The following is a 13,505-nucleotide window of genomic DNA, read 5'->3' on the forward strand; positions in this document are numbered from 1 at the left end:
GGACGCCGCCATGCCTCAGAACCCGGCCCTGATCGTCGGCGGCGTGCTCAGCGCCTTGGCGTCCGTGCTGCATCTCGCGGTGATCTTGGGCGGTCCGGGCTGGTATCGCTTCTTCGGGGCCGGCGAGGGCATGGCACGCATGGCCGAGCGTGGCTCGATCTATCCGACGCTGATCACCATCGGCATCGCGAGCGTTCTGGCTGTGTGGTCGGCCTATGCTTTCGCGGGCGCGGGCCTGATCCCTCGTCTACCGCTGATGCGGACAGCCCTCGTGCTGATCTCGGCCGTCTATCTGCTGCGCGGTCTGGTCCTGATCCCGGCCTTCATCGTCAATCCGGGTGGGATCCTGCCTTTCGTGCTGTGGAGCTCGCTGATCGTGCTGGTCTACGGCATCGCCTATGCGGTCGGGACCTGGATCGCCTGGCCGGGCCTGTCCGCGCGATGAGAGCGAGCCCATGACGCTTGCGATGACCCCCGCCCGCCGCCTGAAGAACATCGTCGGAGGCTCGGCGGGCAATCTGGTGGAGTGGTTCGACTGGTTCGCCTATGCGGCCTTCACCGTCTATTTCGCGCCGGTCTTCTTTCCGGAGGGGTCGTCGACGGCGCAGCTGCTGTCGGTGGCCGCCATCTTCGCCGTGGGCTTTCTGATGCGTCCGGTCGGGGCCTGGGTCATGGGCGTGTACTCCGACCGCAAGGGACGCAAGGCCGGCCTGACCCTGTCGGTCAGTCTGATGTGCGCGGGGTCGCTGATCATCGCCCTGACGCCCGGATACGCCACCATCGGCGTCGCGGCGCCCGCCCTGTTGCTGCTCGCCCGGATGATGCAGGGGCTCAGCGTCGGCGGCGAGTACGGCTCCAGCGCCACCTATCTGTCTGAGATGGCGACCGCCAAGCATCGGGGCTTCTGGTCCAGCTTCCAGTACGTCACCCTGATCTCGGGCCAGTTGCTGGCGCTGGCCCTGCTGATCGTGCTGCAGCGGACGCTGGGCGACGACGCGCTTTCGGCCTGGGCCTGGCGCATCCCCTTCCTCGTCGGGGCGGGCCTGGCGGTCGTGGTGTTCTGGCTGCGTCGAGGGCTGGACGAAACCCGCGCCTTCGAGACGCGCGAAGGGCCGAAATCCAGCGCCCTGGAGCTGATCCTGCGTCACCCGAAGGAGGCGCTGATGGTCATCGGCCTGACCGCCGGGGGCACGCTGGCCTTCTATACCTACACGACCTACCTGCAGAAATTCCTGGTCAACACCTCGGGCTTCACCAAGGCCCAGGCGACGGAGATCAGCGCGGCGGCCCTGTTGATCTTCATGTTGATGCAGCCGGCCGTGGGGGCCCTGTCGGACCGGGTGGGGCGAAAGCCCGTGATGATCTGTTTCGGCATCCTGGGTGTCTTCTGCACCGTGCCGATCATGACCAGCCTGGCGGCGACGAACGAGCCGTTCACGGCCTTCCTGCTGGCGCTGTCGGCCCTGGTGATCGTGTCGGGCTATACCGCCATCAACGCCGTGGTGAAGGCCGAGCTGTTCCCGGCCCATATCCGCGCCCTGGGCGTCGCCCTACCCTATGCGATCGCCAACGCCGTGTTCGGCGGCACGGCGGAGTATGTCGCCCTGTGGTTCAAGCTGGACGGGCGCGAGAGCCTGTATTTCTGGTACGTCACTGCGATGATCGGCATCTCGCTGATCACCTATGTGACCATGCGCGACACCAAGGAGAAGAGCCTCATCCGCGAGGATTAGGCTTCCGGCACAGCGGGAGGCGGCAGGACCGGGCCATCCGGCTGGGCCGATTCCGGTTCGTCTTCGGTCCGATAGACCACGCGGCACTCGCCATCGATGGTGGTGTAGCGACCGTTGTCGGCGTCGACGAAGGCGATGCGGCCGCCGTCGTTGTACTCGACCTTGCCAGTCGATCGGCCGGAGAAGGTCTCGGTCCCGTAGGTCCAGCAGGTGATGTCGGCGGGCTGATCTCCGAAGGTCGCGGCGTTGCGCGCGCGCTTGGATTCGGTACAGGCGGCGGCCGAGACGGCGAGGCCGGCGACGAGGAAGACGGTGATCGTGCGTGTCATGCCGCGAACCTTCCGCCCTTCTGGGCATAAGCCTGGGTACCTCGGGTGAGGACCCTGTCGTAGGGTTGGATGGCGTCGACGGGGATGGTCGACTGCCCTTTCAGACGATCGTAGATCGGGCCGAAATCCTCATAGGTCGCGTCGTTCAGCGCCTCGATCGAGGGGATGACGAAATAGACCTGCTGGAAGTCGTCGATGCGGTAGTCGGTCCGCATGATCCGTTCCAGGTCGAAGGCGATGCGGTTGGGCGATGGATCCTCGAGCGCGAAGACCGTCTCGGTGGCCGACGACACGATGCCCGCGCCGTAGATGCGAAGCGTCCCGGCCTCCTCGATCAGGCCGAACTCGACCGTGTACCAGTAGAGCCGCGCCAGGTTCTTGAGCATCCCGAGCCCCTGAGCCCTCTGACCGCCCTTGCCATAGGCCTGCATGTAGTCGGCGAAGCCCGGATCGGTCAGCATCGGCACATGGCCGAAGACGTCATGAAAGATGTCTGGCTCTTGCAGATAGTCCAACTGGTCGGGCTTGCGGATGAACTGGCCCGAGGGAAAGCGACGGTTGGCCAGGTGGTCGAAGAAGACCTCGTCAGGCACGAGGCCCGGGACGCAGACCACGGTCCAGCCGGTCAGGGCTTTCAGCTTGGGGTTCATGAGGGCGAAGTCGGGGATGCCCCCGGTGTTGAGGTCCAGCGCGCCCAGCCCTTTCAGGAAGGCTTCGGACGCGCGGCCCGGCAGGATATCCATCTGACGGGCGTACAGAGTGTCCCAGGTGTCGTGCTCGACCTCGGTATAGGCGCGCCAGTTCTGGGAAATGGTCCAGTCGGCGGCGGCGCCTTCCGGCGGCGTGTCGAAAACGTGCTCGAAATCGGCCATGGCGAACTCCCTTGCCGACTATCTAGGCGAGCCGGTCCGAAGGCTCAATGCATGGGCTGGCTGCGGGGTGCCAGACGGCCCAGGGCATCGACGTTGAACCATTCGGCCTGATCCGAAGCAGACAGGGGCGAGACCCCCTCGTCATGCAGGAGCACGTTCTCGGCGGCATAGACGAGGAAGCCCGCGTCCTCGCCGATGGCCAGCACGCGATAGTAGGGCTGATCCCGCTGATCCGGGCCGGGCGCGCCGGCGGGGCCGGCATAGGCGGGATCGACGTCGACGACGACACCCTGGAACTCGGCGTTGCGATGGCGAACGATCTGGCCGAGGGCGAATTTGGCGGTTCGGGACTGGGTCATGGAACGCGGATACAGCCCCGGGGCTGAGCCTTGACCGTATGGGCCGTTCATCTTCCTGACAGGTGGGCTTGGCGCGGGCGGGCGGGCGGGTCTAGGGTCATGGGGACGGGTGCCCGTCTCGGTTGCGCCCAAACGAAAGTCGGCCCATGCCGGAACCCGACGGCGCGCCCCAGCGGCGCGACGCGCGGTCCCGGGTCCAGCGGGCACAAGGCGGAGCCGCGCCGGGGCGCGACGGCCCTGCGTTTGGCGCGCTCGATCTCGGGACCAACAACTGCCGCCTGCTGATCGCCCGCCCGGCGCGCGACGGGTTTCGCGTGGTCGACAGCTTCAGCCGCATCGTCCGGCTGGGCGAGGGCCTGTCGCGCACCGGCCGCCTCGACGATACCGCGATGGACCGCGCCTATGAGGCCCTGGCCCTGTGCGCCGAGCGCGTCGTGAGACGCGGCGTCGACTCGGCGCGGCTGAGCGCCGTCGCGACCCAGGCCTGTCGCCAGGCCGAGAACGGGCCGGAATTCATCGAGCGGGTGCGGCGGGGCACGGGCCTGCGCCTGCGGATCATCGATCCCATCGAAGAGGCCCGGCTGTCGGTCGAGGGGTGTCTGAACCTGATCGATCCCAAGGCCGAGGCGGTGCTGGTCATCGACGTGGGGGGCGGATCGACCGAGCTGTCGTGGCTGAAGCGATCGGACGGCGAGATGGAGACGGTCGGCTGGATGTCGGCGCCGCTGGGCGTCGTGACCCTGGCCGAGCGCCATCCGGAGCCCGAGGGCGCCGGCGACGCCTGGTACGAGGCGATGGTGGCCGACATGGGCGCGGCTCTGGACAAGGGCGGGTTCGAGGACGCGGCGTTCCGAAAGGCCTTCGCCGACGGGCGGGGGCATCTGGTCGGCACCTCGGGGGCGATCACTTCGCTGGCGGGCGTGCATCTGAACCTGAGGCGATACCAGCGCGACCGGGTCGATGGCCTGTGGATGACGCGGGCGGAGTGCGAAGCGGCGGCGGAGCGGCTGAAGGCGCTGGGGCCCAAGGGACGATCGGACGAGGCCTGCATCGGGCCGGACCGGGCGGACCTGGTGCTGGCCGGGGCGGCGATCCTGGAGGCGGTGCAGCGGGCCTGGCCCAGCGAGCGCGTCAGGGTCGCGGACCGGGGCCTGCGCGAGGGACTGCTGCTGCAACAGATGCGGGCGGCCAGGAAACCGGCGCGGCGACGCCGCGGGCGCGGCCGGGGGCGGCCTCAGGTGGCGGGGGCCGGCGCGCCCGAGACCTGAACCGGCAGGTCGATGTCGCAGATCGAGAAGTCGGCGCCGCGCGCGGTTCGCGCCGCCTGGGCCAGGGTCTGGAAGGCGGCGGAACCGGCGTCGAGCACCTGGACGACCGGGCGTTCGTCCTCGGGCAGGTCGGAAGCGACGCGGACGCGGGTCATGATGTCGGGATCGGAGGGCACCATGCCGTTGTTGGCGGCGTCGCCGGTCTTGATAGCGCGCACCACCTCGAGGCCCGACACCACGCGACCCCAGACAGTGTAGCGTTTGTCCAGCGCCGGATAGGGCTGGCGCATCAGGAAGAACTGGCTGTTGGCGCTGTTGGGAGCCTCGTCCCGGGCCATGCCGGCGACGCCGGGGCAATAGGCCCCCCAACCGTGGACCTTGCCGTCGGCGGTGGTGGCCATGAGGGCGGTCGGCTGGGTCTGGATCGGCAGGCTGTTCATGAAGCCGAGCATGGATCCGGCGGGTTCGGCGACCGGGGTGAAGGGCATCTCGGGGCCTCGGCGAAAGGTGAATTCGCCGACCAGGTCGGGATAGGGGCTCTGGCCCTCGCCATTGCCCAGGGGGTCGCCGGTCTGGGCCATGAACAGGTCGATGACCCGGTGAAACACGATGCCGTCGAAGAACGCCCGACGCGCCAGCACGCGCATGCGCTCGACGTGCAGCGGCGCGGCCTCGGGGGCCATCTCGACCAGGATACGGCCCCGGTTGGTGTCGATGACCAGCAAGGCGTCCGCCGGGACCGTGCGCCAGTCGGCCGCGGTGGGGGATGGGGTCGGCGCAGGCTCCTGAGCCAGGGAGAGCGAGCCGAACGTCAGCGCAAGGACCGCGCCAAGGATCAACTTCAACTTCCGCTCATCCCCGCGAAAGCGGGGACCCAGGGCTTTGGGCGAAGGGTGTTGGGATGACCCCGGCTGCTGATCCATGACGCCGTGCCTCGCTTAAGGACTGGGTCCCCGCTTCCGCGGGGATGAGCGGAAAGAAAAGTCAGGAGAGCGAACCGGTTACCTCTACGACCGGCTGGGCGTCGCAGACGCTGAACTGGCGGCCACGGGTGGCGCGGAGGTCGGCGATCCGGGCCTGATAGGCGGGGGAGCGGGCGTCCAGCACGCGGGCCACCGGGCGTTCGCCCTCGGGCAGGGCGGCGGCGGTGCGGACGCGGGTCATGGTGTCGGGATCGACGGCGACGCGACCGTCCTCCGCCTCGGGCCCCGCCTTGAGCGACTGGACGACGTCGAGTCCCTGAAGCACGCGGCCGAAGGCGGTGTACTGGCCGTTCAGGACGGCGTTGTTGCCCATCATCAGGAAGAACTGGCTGTTGGCGCTGTTCGGATCGCCCGCGCGCGCCATGCCGAGCACGCCGGTGCAGAACAGGCCCGAGGCGTCAGTGCGGAAATCGGCGGTGACCATCATCTGGGCGTCGGGCTGAGTCTGGACCGGCAGGGATCCGACCAGGCCCGAGACCGCATCGGGTATGCCGCCCTCAATGGCGGCGAAGCCGGCGTCGCGGCCGCGGCGGAAGGTGAACTCGGCGGCTATATCGGGCAGGTCCGATCCACCCGCCCCGGTGCCGAGCGGATCGCCGGTCTGGGCCATGAAGCCGGTCAGGACGCGGTGGAATTTGTGCCCGTCATAGAAGCCCTGGTCGGCCAGGGTGCGGATGCGCTGGACGTGAGCGGGCGCGGCGCGGGGCTCCAGCTCGACCAGGATGCGGCCCTTGGAGCTGTCGATGACCAGGAGGTTCTCCGGCGCGATGACGCGCCAGTCACCGGCGGTGGGGGCCGGGGCGGTCTGGGCGGCGGCACCGAGAGGAGACAGGCCGAGGGCGGCGGCGAGGGCGATCAGGACAGGCTTCAAGGCGGAAATCCGGGTTCAGGGTTTGACGCGGGCGCGCACGGCGGCGGCCACGGCGGGGCTGACGAAACTGTCGATTGAGCCGTCCAGGCGGGCGATCTCCTTGACCAGCCGCGAGGCGATGGCCTGGTGGCGGGGGTCGGCCATCAGAAAGACGGTCTCGATGTCGTCATTGAGGCGCTGGTTCATCGCAGTCATCTGGAACTCGTACTCGAAGTCCGCGACGGCGCGCAGCCCGCGCACGATGACGTTGGCGCTCAGGTGTTCGGCGAAATGCATCAGCAGGGACGAGAAGGGCTGGACGTCGATGTCGGCGTTCAGGCCCGCGACCTCGGCCTTCACCATCTGGACACGCTCGGCGGTCGTGAACAAGGGGCCCTTGTCGTCGTTCTGGGCGACGCCGATCACGAGACGATCGACCAGCTTCACCGCCCGACCGATGATGTCCATGTGGCCGTTCGTGACCGGATCGAAGGTGCCGGGATAGAGCCCGATGCGCATGCGATTCCTCCCCGCGTCCCGTCTGAGTAGCAGGCGACGACGCGGGCGTCTCCTCCCTCCCCCTTGGGGTCGACGAAGGCTCGCCTGCGAGCCGAGGAGAGGTGGAAGCGGAGCGGAGACCGGGTGGGGGCGGCCGGGCGATGCGGGCGCGAACATCGCCTTTGTCGCGCGGGGCCGCCCCCACCCGATCGCTGCGCGATCTGCCCTCCCCTGAAGGGGAGGGAGAGACGGCGCGGTCCCTCGTCGCCCCCTACCCCTCCTCGGGGTCGGCGTCGGGGATGGCTTCATCGACCTCGGGCAGGACGTAGGCGCCGGTGAGCCAGCGTTGCAGATCCAGGTCCGCGCAGCGGCGCGAGCAGAAGGGCTTGTAGGCCTCTGCCGACGGGTTCTTCTTGCAGATGGGACAGGCCATCAGCCCTCCTCGATGTCGGCGTGGCCGGGACGGACGGCCGAATCGGCCAGGATCGCCGCCCGGGGGCCGAGGCGGGCGATCAGGGGGGCAGCCAGGGTCGCCTCGGCAGGGGCGCAGCGGGCGGTGAAGCGCGGCGTCGCGGTGTCCTGCAGCATCCGCATGCGCAAACGGCGCGCGAGGGCGATGGCGCGGGTCATGGGCGCCTGGGCCCCGTCCCAGCCCCTCAGCCGATCCTCGATCGGGGTGCGCCGCCAGGGCAGAGACAGTTGCAGCACGCCGAACCGGTTCAGCGGGCCGAGCACCGCCTCGGGCTCGTCGGCGAAGGCGGACCGGGCGGCGCGGCCGAGGCTCTCGGCGTCAAGACGCGTGCCCACGAGGTCGATGGCCACGAGACCGCCCCAGCTCTTGAGCCGGATCAGACGGGCGGCGTGGCGCAGGCCCTCCTGATTGGCGCGGTGGCGGCCCTTTCTGGGGTCGCGGCCCGGCAGGTGGGCGTAGTCGATGTCGACGGCGATGAGGGCGCGCGTGCGCTGGACGGCCAGATCGAACGCGAGGTCGGCGAACACGGCCCCATCGGACAGGGCTTCTCCTTCCGCGTCCCAGGCGGCCTGGATGGCGGCGGGGCCGGTCTGGATCGGGACGCCGGGGGCGAGGCGGGCCAGTTCGGCGGCGACATCGGGACCCGAGGCGATCAGGCGCGGTGGGCCCTCGGTCGGGCCGAGCAATCGGACGGTCGGGCCTTTGCGCTCGCGGGGTTCGGCGGTGGTCTGGACCTCGACGGCCTCGCCCTCGCGGAGGCGAGGCCCCTGCCCCAGCGGCAGGAAGGCGGCGGGACCGGGCGCGCCCAGATCGACGAAGGCGGCGTTGAAGCCGGCCTCCACATCGACCACGCGGCCGACCGAGCGGGCACCCAGCCGGGTCTGGGGCGGATCGTCGTCGCGCTGAATCAGCAGACGCTCGAAGCGGCCGTCGCGGGCCAGGATGCCGCGCGTCTCGCCGGGGGTATCATCCAGGAAGGCTTCGAGCCCACTCATCGCCGCCAGCCGGTGCCCGCCAGCAGATTGACGGTCTCGGGCAGGGGCAGGCCCATGACGGCGGGGTGGCTGCCGACGATGCGGGTGACGAAGGCGGCGGCCGGGCCCTGGATGCCGTAGCCGCCCGCCTTGCCGCGCCAGTCGCCGCCCGCGACATAGGCGGCGATCTCAGGCTCCGACAGGCGTTTGATCGTCACGCGGGTCTCGACGCAGCGGTGGGTGACACGGGCGGCGGTGGCCACGGCCACGGCGGTGAAGACGCGGTGGTTGCGGCCGGACAGCAGACGCAGGAACCGCTCGGCCTCGGCCGCATCGGCGGGTTTTTCCAGCAGGCGGCGGCCGACCGCGACGACGGTGTCGGCGGACAGGACGACAGCGTCGGGATGGCGGGCCAGCACGGCCTGGGCCTTGGCGCGGGCCAGCCGCACGGCGAGGCGCGGGGGCTCCTCGGCCTTCAGAGGGGTCTCGTCGATGTCGGCGGGGTCGATGTGAACCGGCGTTATGCCGATCAGCGCCAGCAGCTCGATGCGGCGCGGGCTGGCCGAAGCCAGCACCAGGTCAGGACGGGGGCTCACCCCTGCCCTTACTTGAAGCGATAGGTGATGCGGCCCTTGGTCAGGTCATAGGGCGTCATCTCGACCAGGACCTTGTCGCCGGCCAGGACGCGGATGCGGTTCTTGCGCATCTTGCCGGCGGTGTGGGCGATGATCTCGTGATCGTTCTCGAGCGTCACGCGAAAGGTGGCGTTCGGCAGCAGTTCCGACACCGTGCCGGGAAACTCGAGCAGTTCTTCCTTGGCCATGCGGCCTCCTGCGCCCCGTGAATACGAATCGAGGCTCGCGCCGGGCGGGGACGCGAGCCGTAAGAAGTGGGCGCTAATGCACGAAAACGACGGGTTAGTCGAGTTCAGCCGCGCCGATACAGGGCGCAGACCAGGGTGAAGAGCCGCCGGGCGGTTTCGTGGTCGATGGCGATCTTGCCGTCGAGGCGGGCCTTGAGCAGTTCGGCCCCCTCGTTGTGCAGGCCGCGGCGGCCCATGTCGACGGCCTCGATCTGGCTGGGCGAGGAACCGCGAAGGGCCTCGTAGTAGCTGTCGCAGATCAGCAGATAGTCGCGCAGCACCTGCTTCAGCGGCGTCAGCGACAGGGCGTAGGTGCGGGCGAAGTCGATGCCGCTGATATCGAACACCAGCCGGTTGTCCTGGAGCGAGAGCTTGAGCCCATAGGGGCCGGCGTCGGCCTCGTGCGGGGCGAAGGCGTTCTTCTCGACCAGGTCGAAGATGGCGACGCGGCGCTCGTGCTCGATCTCGGCGGTGGCGGACGGCAGCGTCGCCTCGTCCAGTTCGACGCTGGCCAGCCTCTGATCGGTCATTCGGCGTCCTTGCCGGACGGGGGGCCGTCCAGGTGGGTGGGGGCCATGCGGGCCTGCCAGCGCTCGGACAGATCGGCGACGACGGCGTCCAGGCATTCGACGTCGACCCGCAGGTCGCCGCCGCCCGCGAACATCAGGATCACCTTGCCGCCCGGCGGCTCGCCCTCGATGAAGTGGATGGCGAGAAGCTCCAGCGGGGTGTCGGGCAGGCGCGGCAGGCCCCGGCTCTTGACCGCCTGGACGTCGCCGAACTGCATGGCCGCCCGCACCCAGGTGCCGCCGCATTCCCAGCAGAAGCGCGAAAGCTCGATGGTCAGGCGACGCGCGCCCTTTTCCCAGACGATGTCGGCGGGGCGAAGGATGGCGTCCTGAAGCGCGGCGGAGATGATGGCCAGGTCCTCGCCGTCCTCGGCGAGCAGGCGCAGGGGCGCGCTGGAGCCGCCCGCGGCCTGCCGCAGCGCCTCACCCTCCTCGCTCGTGATCGGCGCGCTCGCCAGATCCTCAGTGGTCATCGTCCGGTCCTTCGACGGGCGGGCCCTTCACCCGTCGGATGTCGGCCCCGCAGGCACCGAGCTTTTCTTCCAGACGCTCGAAACCGCGATCCAGATGATAGACGCGACCGATCGAGGTTTCACCCTCGGCGACGAGGCCGGCGATCACCAGGCTGACCGAGGCGCGCAGGTCGGTGGCCATGACCGGGGCCCCCTTCAGCCGATCCACGCCAGTGACGTGGGCCTCGCCCGCATGGACCGAGATGTCGGCGCCCAGACGCGCCAGCTCGGGCGCGTGCATGAAGCGGTTCTCGAAGATGTTCTCGTGAATGACGCTGACGCCGTCGGCGGTGGTCATCAGGGTCATGAACTGGGCCTGGAGGTCGGTGGCGAAGCCCGGATAGACCTCGGTCGCGACGTTCGTGGCCCGGAGCCGGACGGACGGGTCGCGGCGGACGATGACGCCGTCGTCGGTCGGCTCGATCTCGACGCCCGCGGCGGTCATCTTGTCCGTGAGGGCGGTGATGAGGTCGGGACGGGCGCGGGTCAGGCGGACCTCGCCCCCCGCCATGGCGGCGGCGCAGGCGTAGGAGCCCATCTCGATCCGGTCGGGGATGACCGACCAGTCGCCGCCCGAGAGGGAGGTGACGCCCTCGATCACCAGGGTATCCGTGTCGATGCCCTCGATGTTCGCGCCCATCATGACGAGGCAGCGGGCCAGGTCGCCGATCTCGGGCTCGCGGGCGGCACGCTTCAGCACGGTGGTGCCCCGGGCGAGGACGGCGGCCATCAGGGTGTGTTCGGTCGCGCCGACCGAGACGAAGGGAAACTCGATCTCGGCCCCGCGCAGCCCACCGGGTGCCATGGCCGAGACATAACCCTCCTCCAGGTGGATGGAGGCGCCGAGCCGGGTCAGGGCGTCGATGTGCAGATCGACGGGGCGCGCGCCGATGGTGCAGCCGCCCGGCAGGGAGACCTTGGCGTGGCCGGTGCGCGCCAGCAGCGGGCCCAGGACGTTGAAGCTGGCCCGCATCTGACGGACCAGGTCGTAGGGGGCGAAGGTCGAACTGATCTCGGCGGCATGGAACAGGGTCTCCTGCTCGGAGCCGTGGCCGTTCTCCGTCACCTCGACGCCGAAGGAGCGCAGCAGCCGGCCCAGGAATTTGGTGTCGGCCAGACGCGGCATATTGGTCAGGCGCAGCGGCTGGTCCGTCAGGATCGAGGCCGCCATCAGCTTGATGGCCGAGTTCTTGGCCCCCGAGACCGGGATCTCGCCGTGCAGCGGGCCGTTGCCGTGAACCGTAATGCTGTCCATGTCGTCCTTGAAGCCGCAAGGATCGACCGTCCCGGCGAGCCGGCTATCTAGCGCGGCCCGGGTGCGTTGCGAAAGGGGAGGATGCGGTCACGTTCGGTGAGCGGTCAGCTGTCGGTGGGGCGGGCCGGTTTGGGGGCCTTGCGGCGACGGAGATTTTCCCGGAGCGCCTTGGCCAGGCGGGCGGCGCGTTCGGACTTGGCCGACGGCTCCCGCGTCGGCGCCGCCTCGAGCCGGACGGCGGGCGGGGTGGACGGTGTCTCGGGCGGCTCGGTCATGGTCGCAGTCAGCACCGGGAAATCTTTCGCGGCAAGGGGCTTCCCCCCCGACACTCCAGTGGCTATACGGCCGCTTCCTCAGAACAGGCCGCCGTAGCTCAGTGGTAGAGCGCATCCTTGGTAAGGCTGAGGTCGTGGGTTCGATTCCCCCCGGCGGCACCATCTGAACGAACAAGGCCCGGTCACGAGACCGGGCCTTTTGCGTTTGGACATCACCCGTTCAGCGGCGGCGGTCGTCGGCGCGCTTGCGGTCGCTGCCGGACTGGTAGGACAGGCCGATGGAGGTGCGGGGCTCGCGCGAGCGGTCGCGGCCCGCGTGGCTCCAACCCGGGCCGAAGAAGGAATTGGGGGCGTTCAGCGGCGGGCCGTCCAGGTCGTCGTACCCCTGACCGCGGCGATCGCCGTAGAGACCGCCGCCATAGCCGTAACCGTATCCGCCATAGCCATATCCGTAGCCGTAGCCGTAGAGGCCATGACCGTTGCGAACTTGCTGATAGGTCAGGTCGATCCGGCCGTTCTCGCCGACCGGCAGGGAGACGCCGACCTCGACCGCGCTGAAGTCGTTGGAGCCGATGGAGCCGCTGACATAGCCGTGCATCCTGCGGTCATCGACGGGGCTGCCGTCGTCGGCGAAGGGTTCGGTCTCGGCCGTCCGCGCCGACAGCCAGCGATCGATCTGCTGCTGGGTGGTGAGGTTGTGAGGCGTGATCGCCGTCGACTGAGGATCCGGCACCGCGTCGGCGACCGGCGCCTCGGCCCCCACGATCACCGAGCCGGTCCCGGCAGGCGCCGTGGCGATCAGGTCGGGGTCGGACGCGGTAAGGGCGGCGGCGAGACCGAGGGCGATCAGCATGGGCGGAACTCCGGACTGACGTTCAGTCTAGCCTCAAATGCGGCGCGATGGCGACCGACCGGATTCGACCGCGTCACGCGACGCCGTCGCCGCGCCCCAGGGGATCGGGCAGAGGGGTGCCCTCGGGCACGAACTGGAGCGCGACCGAGTTGATGCAGTAGCGCAGGCCGGTCGGGGGCGGACCGTCGGGGAAGACGTGGCCCTGGTGGCCGCCGCAGCGGGCGCAGACGGTCTCGGTGCGGGTCATGCCATAGGACCGGTCGACGATGGCGGTGACATGATCGTCGCTGACCGGCTGGGTGAAGCTGGGCCAGCCGGTGCCGCTCTCGAACTTGGTGCCGGCGCGGAACAGGGGCAGGCCGCACTGGCGACAGACGTAGACGCCCGACCGCTTCTCACCCAGCAGGACGCCGCAGAAGGGAGCCTCCGTGCCGTGGGAGAGGAGGACGCGTTTCTCCTCTGCGCTCAGATCGGCTTCGAGCGCGACGCGCTGGCCCTCCGACGGCGGGGTCAGGTCGAAGCCGGCGGCGGAGCGGTGGGGCGTGGCGGTCTCGGTCATGATGCGGATGTGGGGGTGGCTACGGTCGCTGCCAAGGGCGGGATGATCGGGTCGTCAACACCGGGATCAGGAGCGAGGCTGATGATCGGTTCCGACCCACCTCGAACAACCACTCAGACAAAACGCCCGGCCTTTCGACCGGGCGTTCCGCGCCTAACTCAGCAGGCAGTTAGGGGCAGCAAGGCATCGAAGCGCCTTGGCAGCAGGCCGCCAGAGCGTCGCAACAAGAGGCGACGGCCTGGATCACGGTCTCGGGCGACGCCGCAAACGCGGCGGTTCCAG

Annotated in this window: 19 protein-coding genes and 1 tRNA gene; 4 read left to right on the top strand and 16 right to left on the bottom strand. The window is 69.5% G+C overall.

Annotated features, from left to right (window positions below):
* Positions 1-10: 10 nt before the first annotated feature.
* The gene (locus ABN401_RS13505; protein ID WP_349685384.1) at positions 11-445 is read left to right on the top strand and encodes a hypothetical protein; all 435 of its coding nucleotides are present in this window, start codon (positions 11-13) and stop codon (positions 443-445) included.
* A 10-nt stretch (positions 446-455) separates the two neighbouring features.
* Complete coding sequence (locus ABN401_RS13510) at positions 456-1,733, top strand: MFS transporter (RefSeq protein ID WP_349685385.1); 1,278 nt, start codon at positions 456-458, stop codon at positions 1,731-1,733.
* Here the strand turns inward: ABN401_RS13510 and ABN401_RS13515 are convergent.
* From ABN401_RS13515 to hspQ, 3 genes are read right to left on the bottom strand one after another with little or no spacing between them, the layout of a single operon-like run.
* Positions 1,730-2,062 (bottom strand): hypothetical protein, encoded by a 333-nt coding sequence (locus tag ABN401_RS13515; protein WP_349685386.1) that lies wholly within the window; start codon positions 2,060-2,062, stop codon positions 1,730-1,732. The genes ABN401_RS13510 and ABN401_RS13515 overlap by 4 nt on opposite strands.
* The gene (gene phhA, locus ABN401_RS13520) at positions 2,059-2,934 is read right to left on the bottom strand and encodes a phenylalanine 4-monooxygenase (RefSeq protein ID WP_349685387.1); all 876 of its coding nucleotides are present in this window, start codon (positions 2,932-2,934) and stop codon (positions 2,059-2,061) included. The genes ABN401_RS13515 and phhA overlap by 4 nt, the downstream gene beginning before the upstream one ends.
* Before the next feature lie 44 nt (positions 2,935-2,978).
* On the bottom strand, positions 2,979-3,293 hold the full coding sequence (gene hspQ / locus ABN401_RS13525; RefSeq protein ID WP_349685388.1) for a heat shock protein HspQ: 315 nt from the start codon (positions 3,291-3,293) through the stop codon (positions 2,979-2,981).
* A 146-nt stretch (positions 3,294-3,439) separates the two neighbouring features.
* Here hspQ and ABN401_RS13530 point away from each other — a divergent pair, with 146 nt between their 5' ends.
* Positions 3,440-4,561 carry a Ppx/GppA phosphatase family protein gene (locus ABN401_RS13530; protein WP_349685389.1) on the top strand — a complete coding sequence of 374 codons (1,122 nt, stop codon included), beginning with the start codon at positions 3,440-3,442 and terminating at the stop codon, positions 4,559-4,561.
* Here the strand turns inward: ABN401_RS13530 and ABN401_RS13535 are convergent.
* The 11 genes from ABN401_RS13535 to ABN401_RS13585 form a co-directional block, all read right to left on the bottom strand.
* A complete protein-coding gene (locus ABN401_RS13535; protein WP_349685390.1) occupies positions 4,528-5,406 on the bottom strand; it encodes a peptidylprolyl isomerase in 879 nt (292 codons plus the stop codon). The genes ABN401_RS13530 and ABN401_RS13535 overlap by 34 nt on opposite strands.
* A gap of 139 nt (positions 5,407-5,545) precedes the next feature.
* Positions 5,546-6,415 carry a peptidylprolyl isomerase gene (locus tag ABN401_RS13540; protein WP_349685391.1) on the bottom strand — a complete coding sequence of 290 codons (870 nt, stop codon included), beginning with the start codon at positions 6,413-6,415 and terminating at the stop codon, positions 5,546-5,548.
* Positions 6,416-6,430: 15 nt separating this feature from the next.
* Positions 6,431-6,913, bottom strand: coding sequence for a pantetheine-phosphate adenylyltransferase (coaD, locus tag ABN401_RS13545; protein WP_349685392.1), 483 nt, complete (start codon positions 6,911-6,913; stop codon positions 6,431-6,433).
* Positions 6,914-7,163: 250 nt separating this feature from the next.
* A complete protein-coding gene (locus tag ABN401_RS13550; protein ID WP_432763562.1) occupies positions 7,164-7,325 on the bottom strand; it encodes a DNA gyrase inhibitor YacG in 162 nt (53 codons plus the stop codon).
* Entirely contained in the window at positions 7,325-8,359 is a 1,035-nt protein-coding gene (locus ABN401_RS13555) for a S1 domain-containing protein (RefSeq protein ID WP_349685393.1), read from the bottom strand. The genes ABN401_RS13550 and ABN401_RS13555 overlap by 1 nt, the downstream gene beginning before the upstream one ends.
* Positions 8,356-8,934 (bottom strand): Maf family protein, encoded by a 579-nt coding sequence (locus ABN401_RS13560; RefSeq protein ID WP_349685394.1) that lies wholly within the window; start codon positions 8,932-8,934, stop codon positions 8,356-8,358. The genes ABN401_RS13555 and ABN401_RS13560 overlap by 4 nt, the downstream gene beginning before the upstream one ends.
* An 8-nt stretch (positions 8,935-8,942) precedes the next feature.
* The gene (gene infA, locus ABN401_RS13565; protein ID WP_008261544.1) at positions 8,943-9,161 is read right to left on the bottom strand and encodes a translation initiation factor IF-1; all 219 of its coding nucleotides are present in this window, start codon (positions 9,159-9,161) and stop codon (positions 8,943-8,945) included.
* A 104-nt stretch (positions 9,162-9,265) separates the two neighbouring features.
* Positions 9,266-9,730, bottom strand: coding sequence for a UPF0262 family protein (locus ABN401_RS13570; RefSeq protein ID WP_349685395.1), 465 nt, complete (start codon positions 9,728-9,730; stop codon positions 9,266-9,268).
* Positions 9,727-10,242, bottom strand: coding sequence for a DUF2948 family protein (locus ABN401_RS13575; protein ID WP_349685396.1), 516 nt, complete (start codon positions 10,240-10,242; stop codon positions 9,727-9,729). Before ABN401_RS13575 ends, ABN401_RS13570 begins: the two co-directional genes overlap by 4 nt.
* The gene (murA, locus tag ABN401_RS13580) at positions 10,232-11,536 is read right to left on the bottom strand and encodes a UDP-N-acetylglucosamine 1-carboxyvinyltransferase (protein WP_349685397.1); all 1,305 of its coding nucleotides are present in this window, start codon (positions 11,534-11,536) and stop codon (positions 10,232-10,234) included. The genes ABN401_RS13575 and murA overlap by 11 nt, the downstream gene beginning before the upstream one ends.
* A 104-nt stretch (positions 11,537-11,640) precedes the next feature.
* A complete protein-coding gene (locus ABN401_RS13585) occupies positions 11,641-11,826 on the bottom strand; it encodes a hypothetical protein (protein ID WP_349685398.1) in 186 nt (61 codons plus the stop codon).
* 72 nt (positions 11,827-11,898) lie between these two features.
* Between ABN401_RS13585 and ABN401_RS13590 the strand changes: the two genes are divergently transcribed.
* A tRNA-Thr gene (locus tag ABN401_RS13590) sits at positions 11,899-11,973 on the top strand.
* Between the two features lie 58 nt (positions 11,974-12,031).
* Here ABN401_RS13590 and ABN401_RS13595 read toward each other — a convergent pair.
* Together ABN401_RS13595 and msrB are read right to left on the bottom strand one after the other, a co-directional pair.
* On the bottom strand, positions 12,032-12,664 hold the full coding sequence (locus ABN401_RS13595) for a hypothetical protein (protein WP_349685399.1): 633 nt from the start codon (positions 12,662-12,664) through the stop codon (positions 12,032-12,034).
* A gap of 73 nt (positions 12,665-12,737) precedes the next feature.
* Entirely contained in the window at positions 12,738-13,223 is a 486-nt protein-coding gene (msrB, locus tag ABN401_RS13600) for a peptide-methionine (R)-S-oxide reductase MsrB (RefSeq protein WP_349685400.1), read from the bottom strand.
* Positions 13,224-13,505: the final 282 nt, after the last annotated feature.

The organism is Brevundimonas aurifodinae, assembly GCF_040195595.1.
Taxonomy (GTDB): Bacteria; Pseudomonadota; Alphaproteobacteria; order Caulobacterales; family Caulobacteraceae; genus Brevundimonas; species Brevundimonas aurifodinae.

Excerpts from the sequence above, each read along its gene's own strand:
- ABN401_RS13505 (WP_349685384.1), top strand. The coding sequence starts at position 11 with ATGCCTCAGAACCCGGCCCTGATCGTCGGCGGCGTGCTCAGCGCCTTG.
- ABN401_RS13510 (WP_349685385.1), top strand. The coding sequence starts at position 456 with ATGACGCTTGCGATGACCCCCGCCCGCCGCCTGAAGAACATCGTCGGA.
- ABN401_RS13515 (WP_349685386.1), bottom strand. The coding sequence starts at position 2,062 with ATGACACGCACGATCACCGTCTTCCTCGTCGCCGGCCTCGCCGTCTCG.
- phhA (WP_349685387.1), bottom strand. The coding sequence starts at position 2,934 with ATGGCCGATTTCGAGCACGTTTTCGACACGCCGCCGGAAGGCGCCGCC.
- hspQ (WP_349685388.1), bottom strand. The coding sequence starts at position 3,293 with ATGACCCAGTCCCGAACCGCCAAATTCGCCCTCGGCCAGATCGTTCGC.
- ABN401_RS13530 (WP_349685389.1), top strand. The coding sequence starts at position 3,440 with ATGCCGGAACCCGACGGCGCGCCCCAGCGGCGCGACGCGCGGTCCCGG.
- coaD (WP_349685392.1), bottom strand. The coding sequence starts at position 6,913 with ATGCGCATCGGGCTCTATCCCGGCACCTTCGATCCGGTCACGAACGGC.
- ABN401_RS13550 (WP_432763562.1), bottom strand. The coding sequence starts at position 7,325 with ATGGCCTGTCCCATCTGCAAGAAGAACCCGTCGGCAGAGGCCTACAAG.
- ABN401_RS13555 (WP_349685393.1), bottom strand. The coding sequence starts at position 8,359 with ATGAGTGGGCTCGAAGCCTTCCTGGATGATACCCCCGGCGAGACGCGC.
- infA (WP_008261544.1), bottom strand. The coding sequence starts at position 9,161 with ATGGCCAAGGAAGAACTGCTCGAGTTTCCCGGCACGGTGTCGGAACTG.
- ABN401_RS13570 (WP_349685395.1), bottom strand. The coding sequence starts at position 9,730 with ATGACCGATCAGAGGCTGGCCAGCGTCGAACTGGACGAGGCGACGCTG.
- ABN401_RS13575 (WP_349685396.1), bottom strand. The coding sequence starts at position 10,242 with ATGACCACTGAGGATCTGGCGAGCGCGCCGATCACGAGCGAGGAGGGT.
- murA (WP_349685397.1), bottom strand. The coding sequence starts at position 11,536 with ATGGACAGCATTACGGTTCACGGCAACGGCCCGCTGCACGGCGAGATC.
- ABN401_RS13595 (WP_349685399.1), bottom strand. The coding sequence starts at position 12,664 with ATGCTGATCGCCCTCGGTCTCGCCGCCGCCCTTACCGCGTCCGACCCC.
- msrB (WP_349685400.1), bottom strand. The coding sequence starts at position 13,223 with ATGACCGAGACCGCCACGCCCCACCGCTCCGCCGCCGGCTTCGACCTG.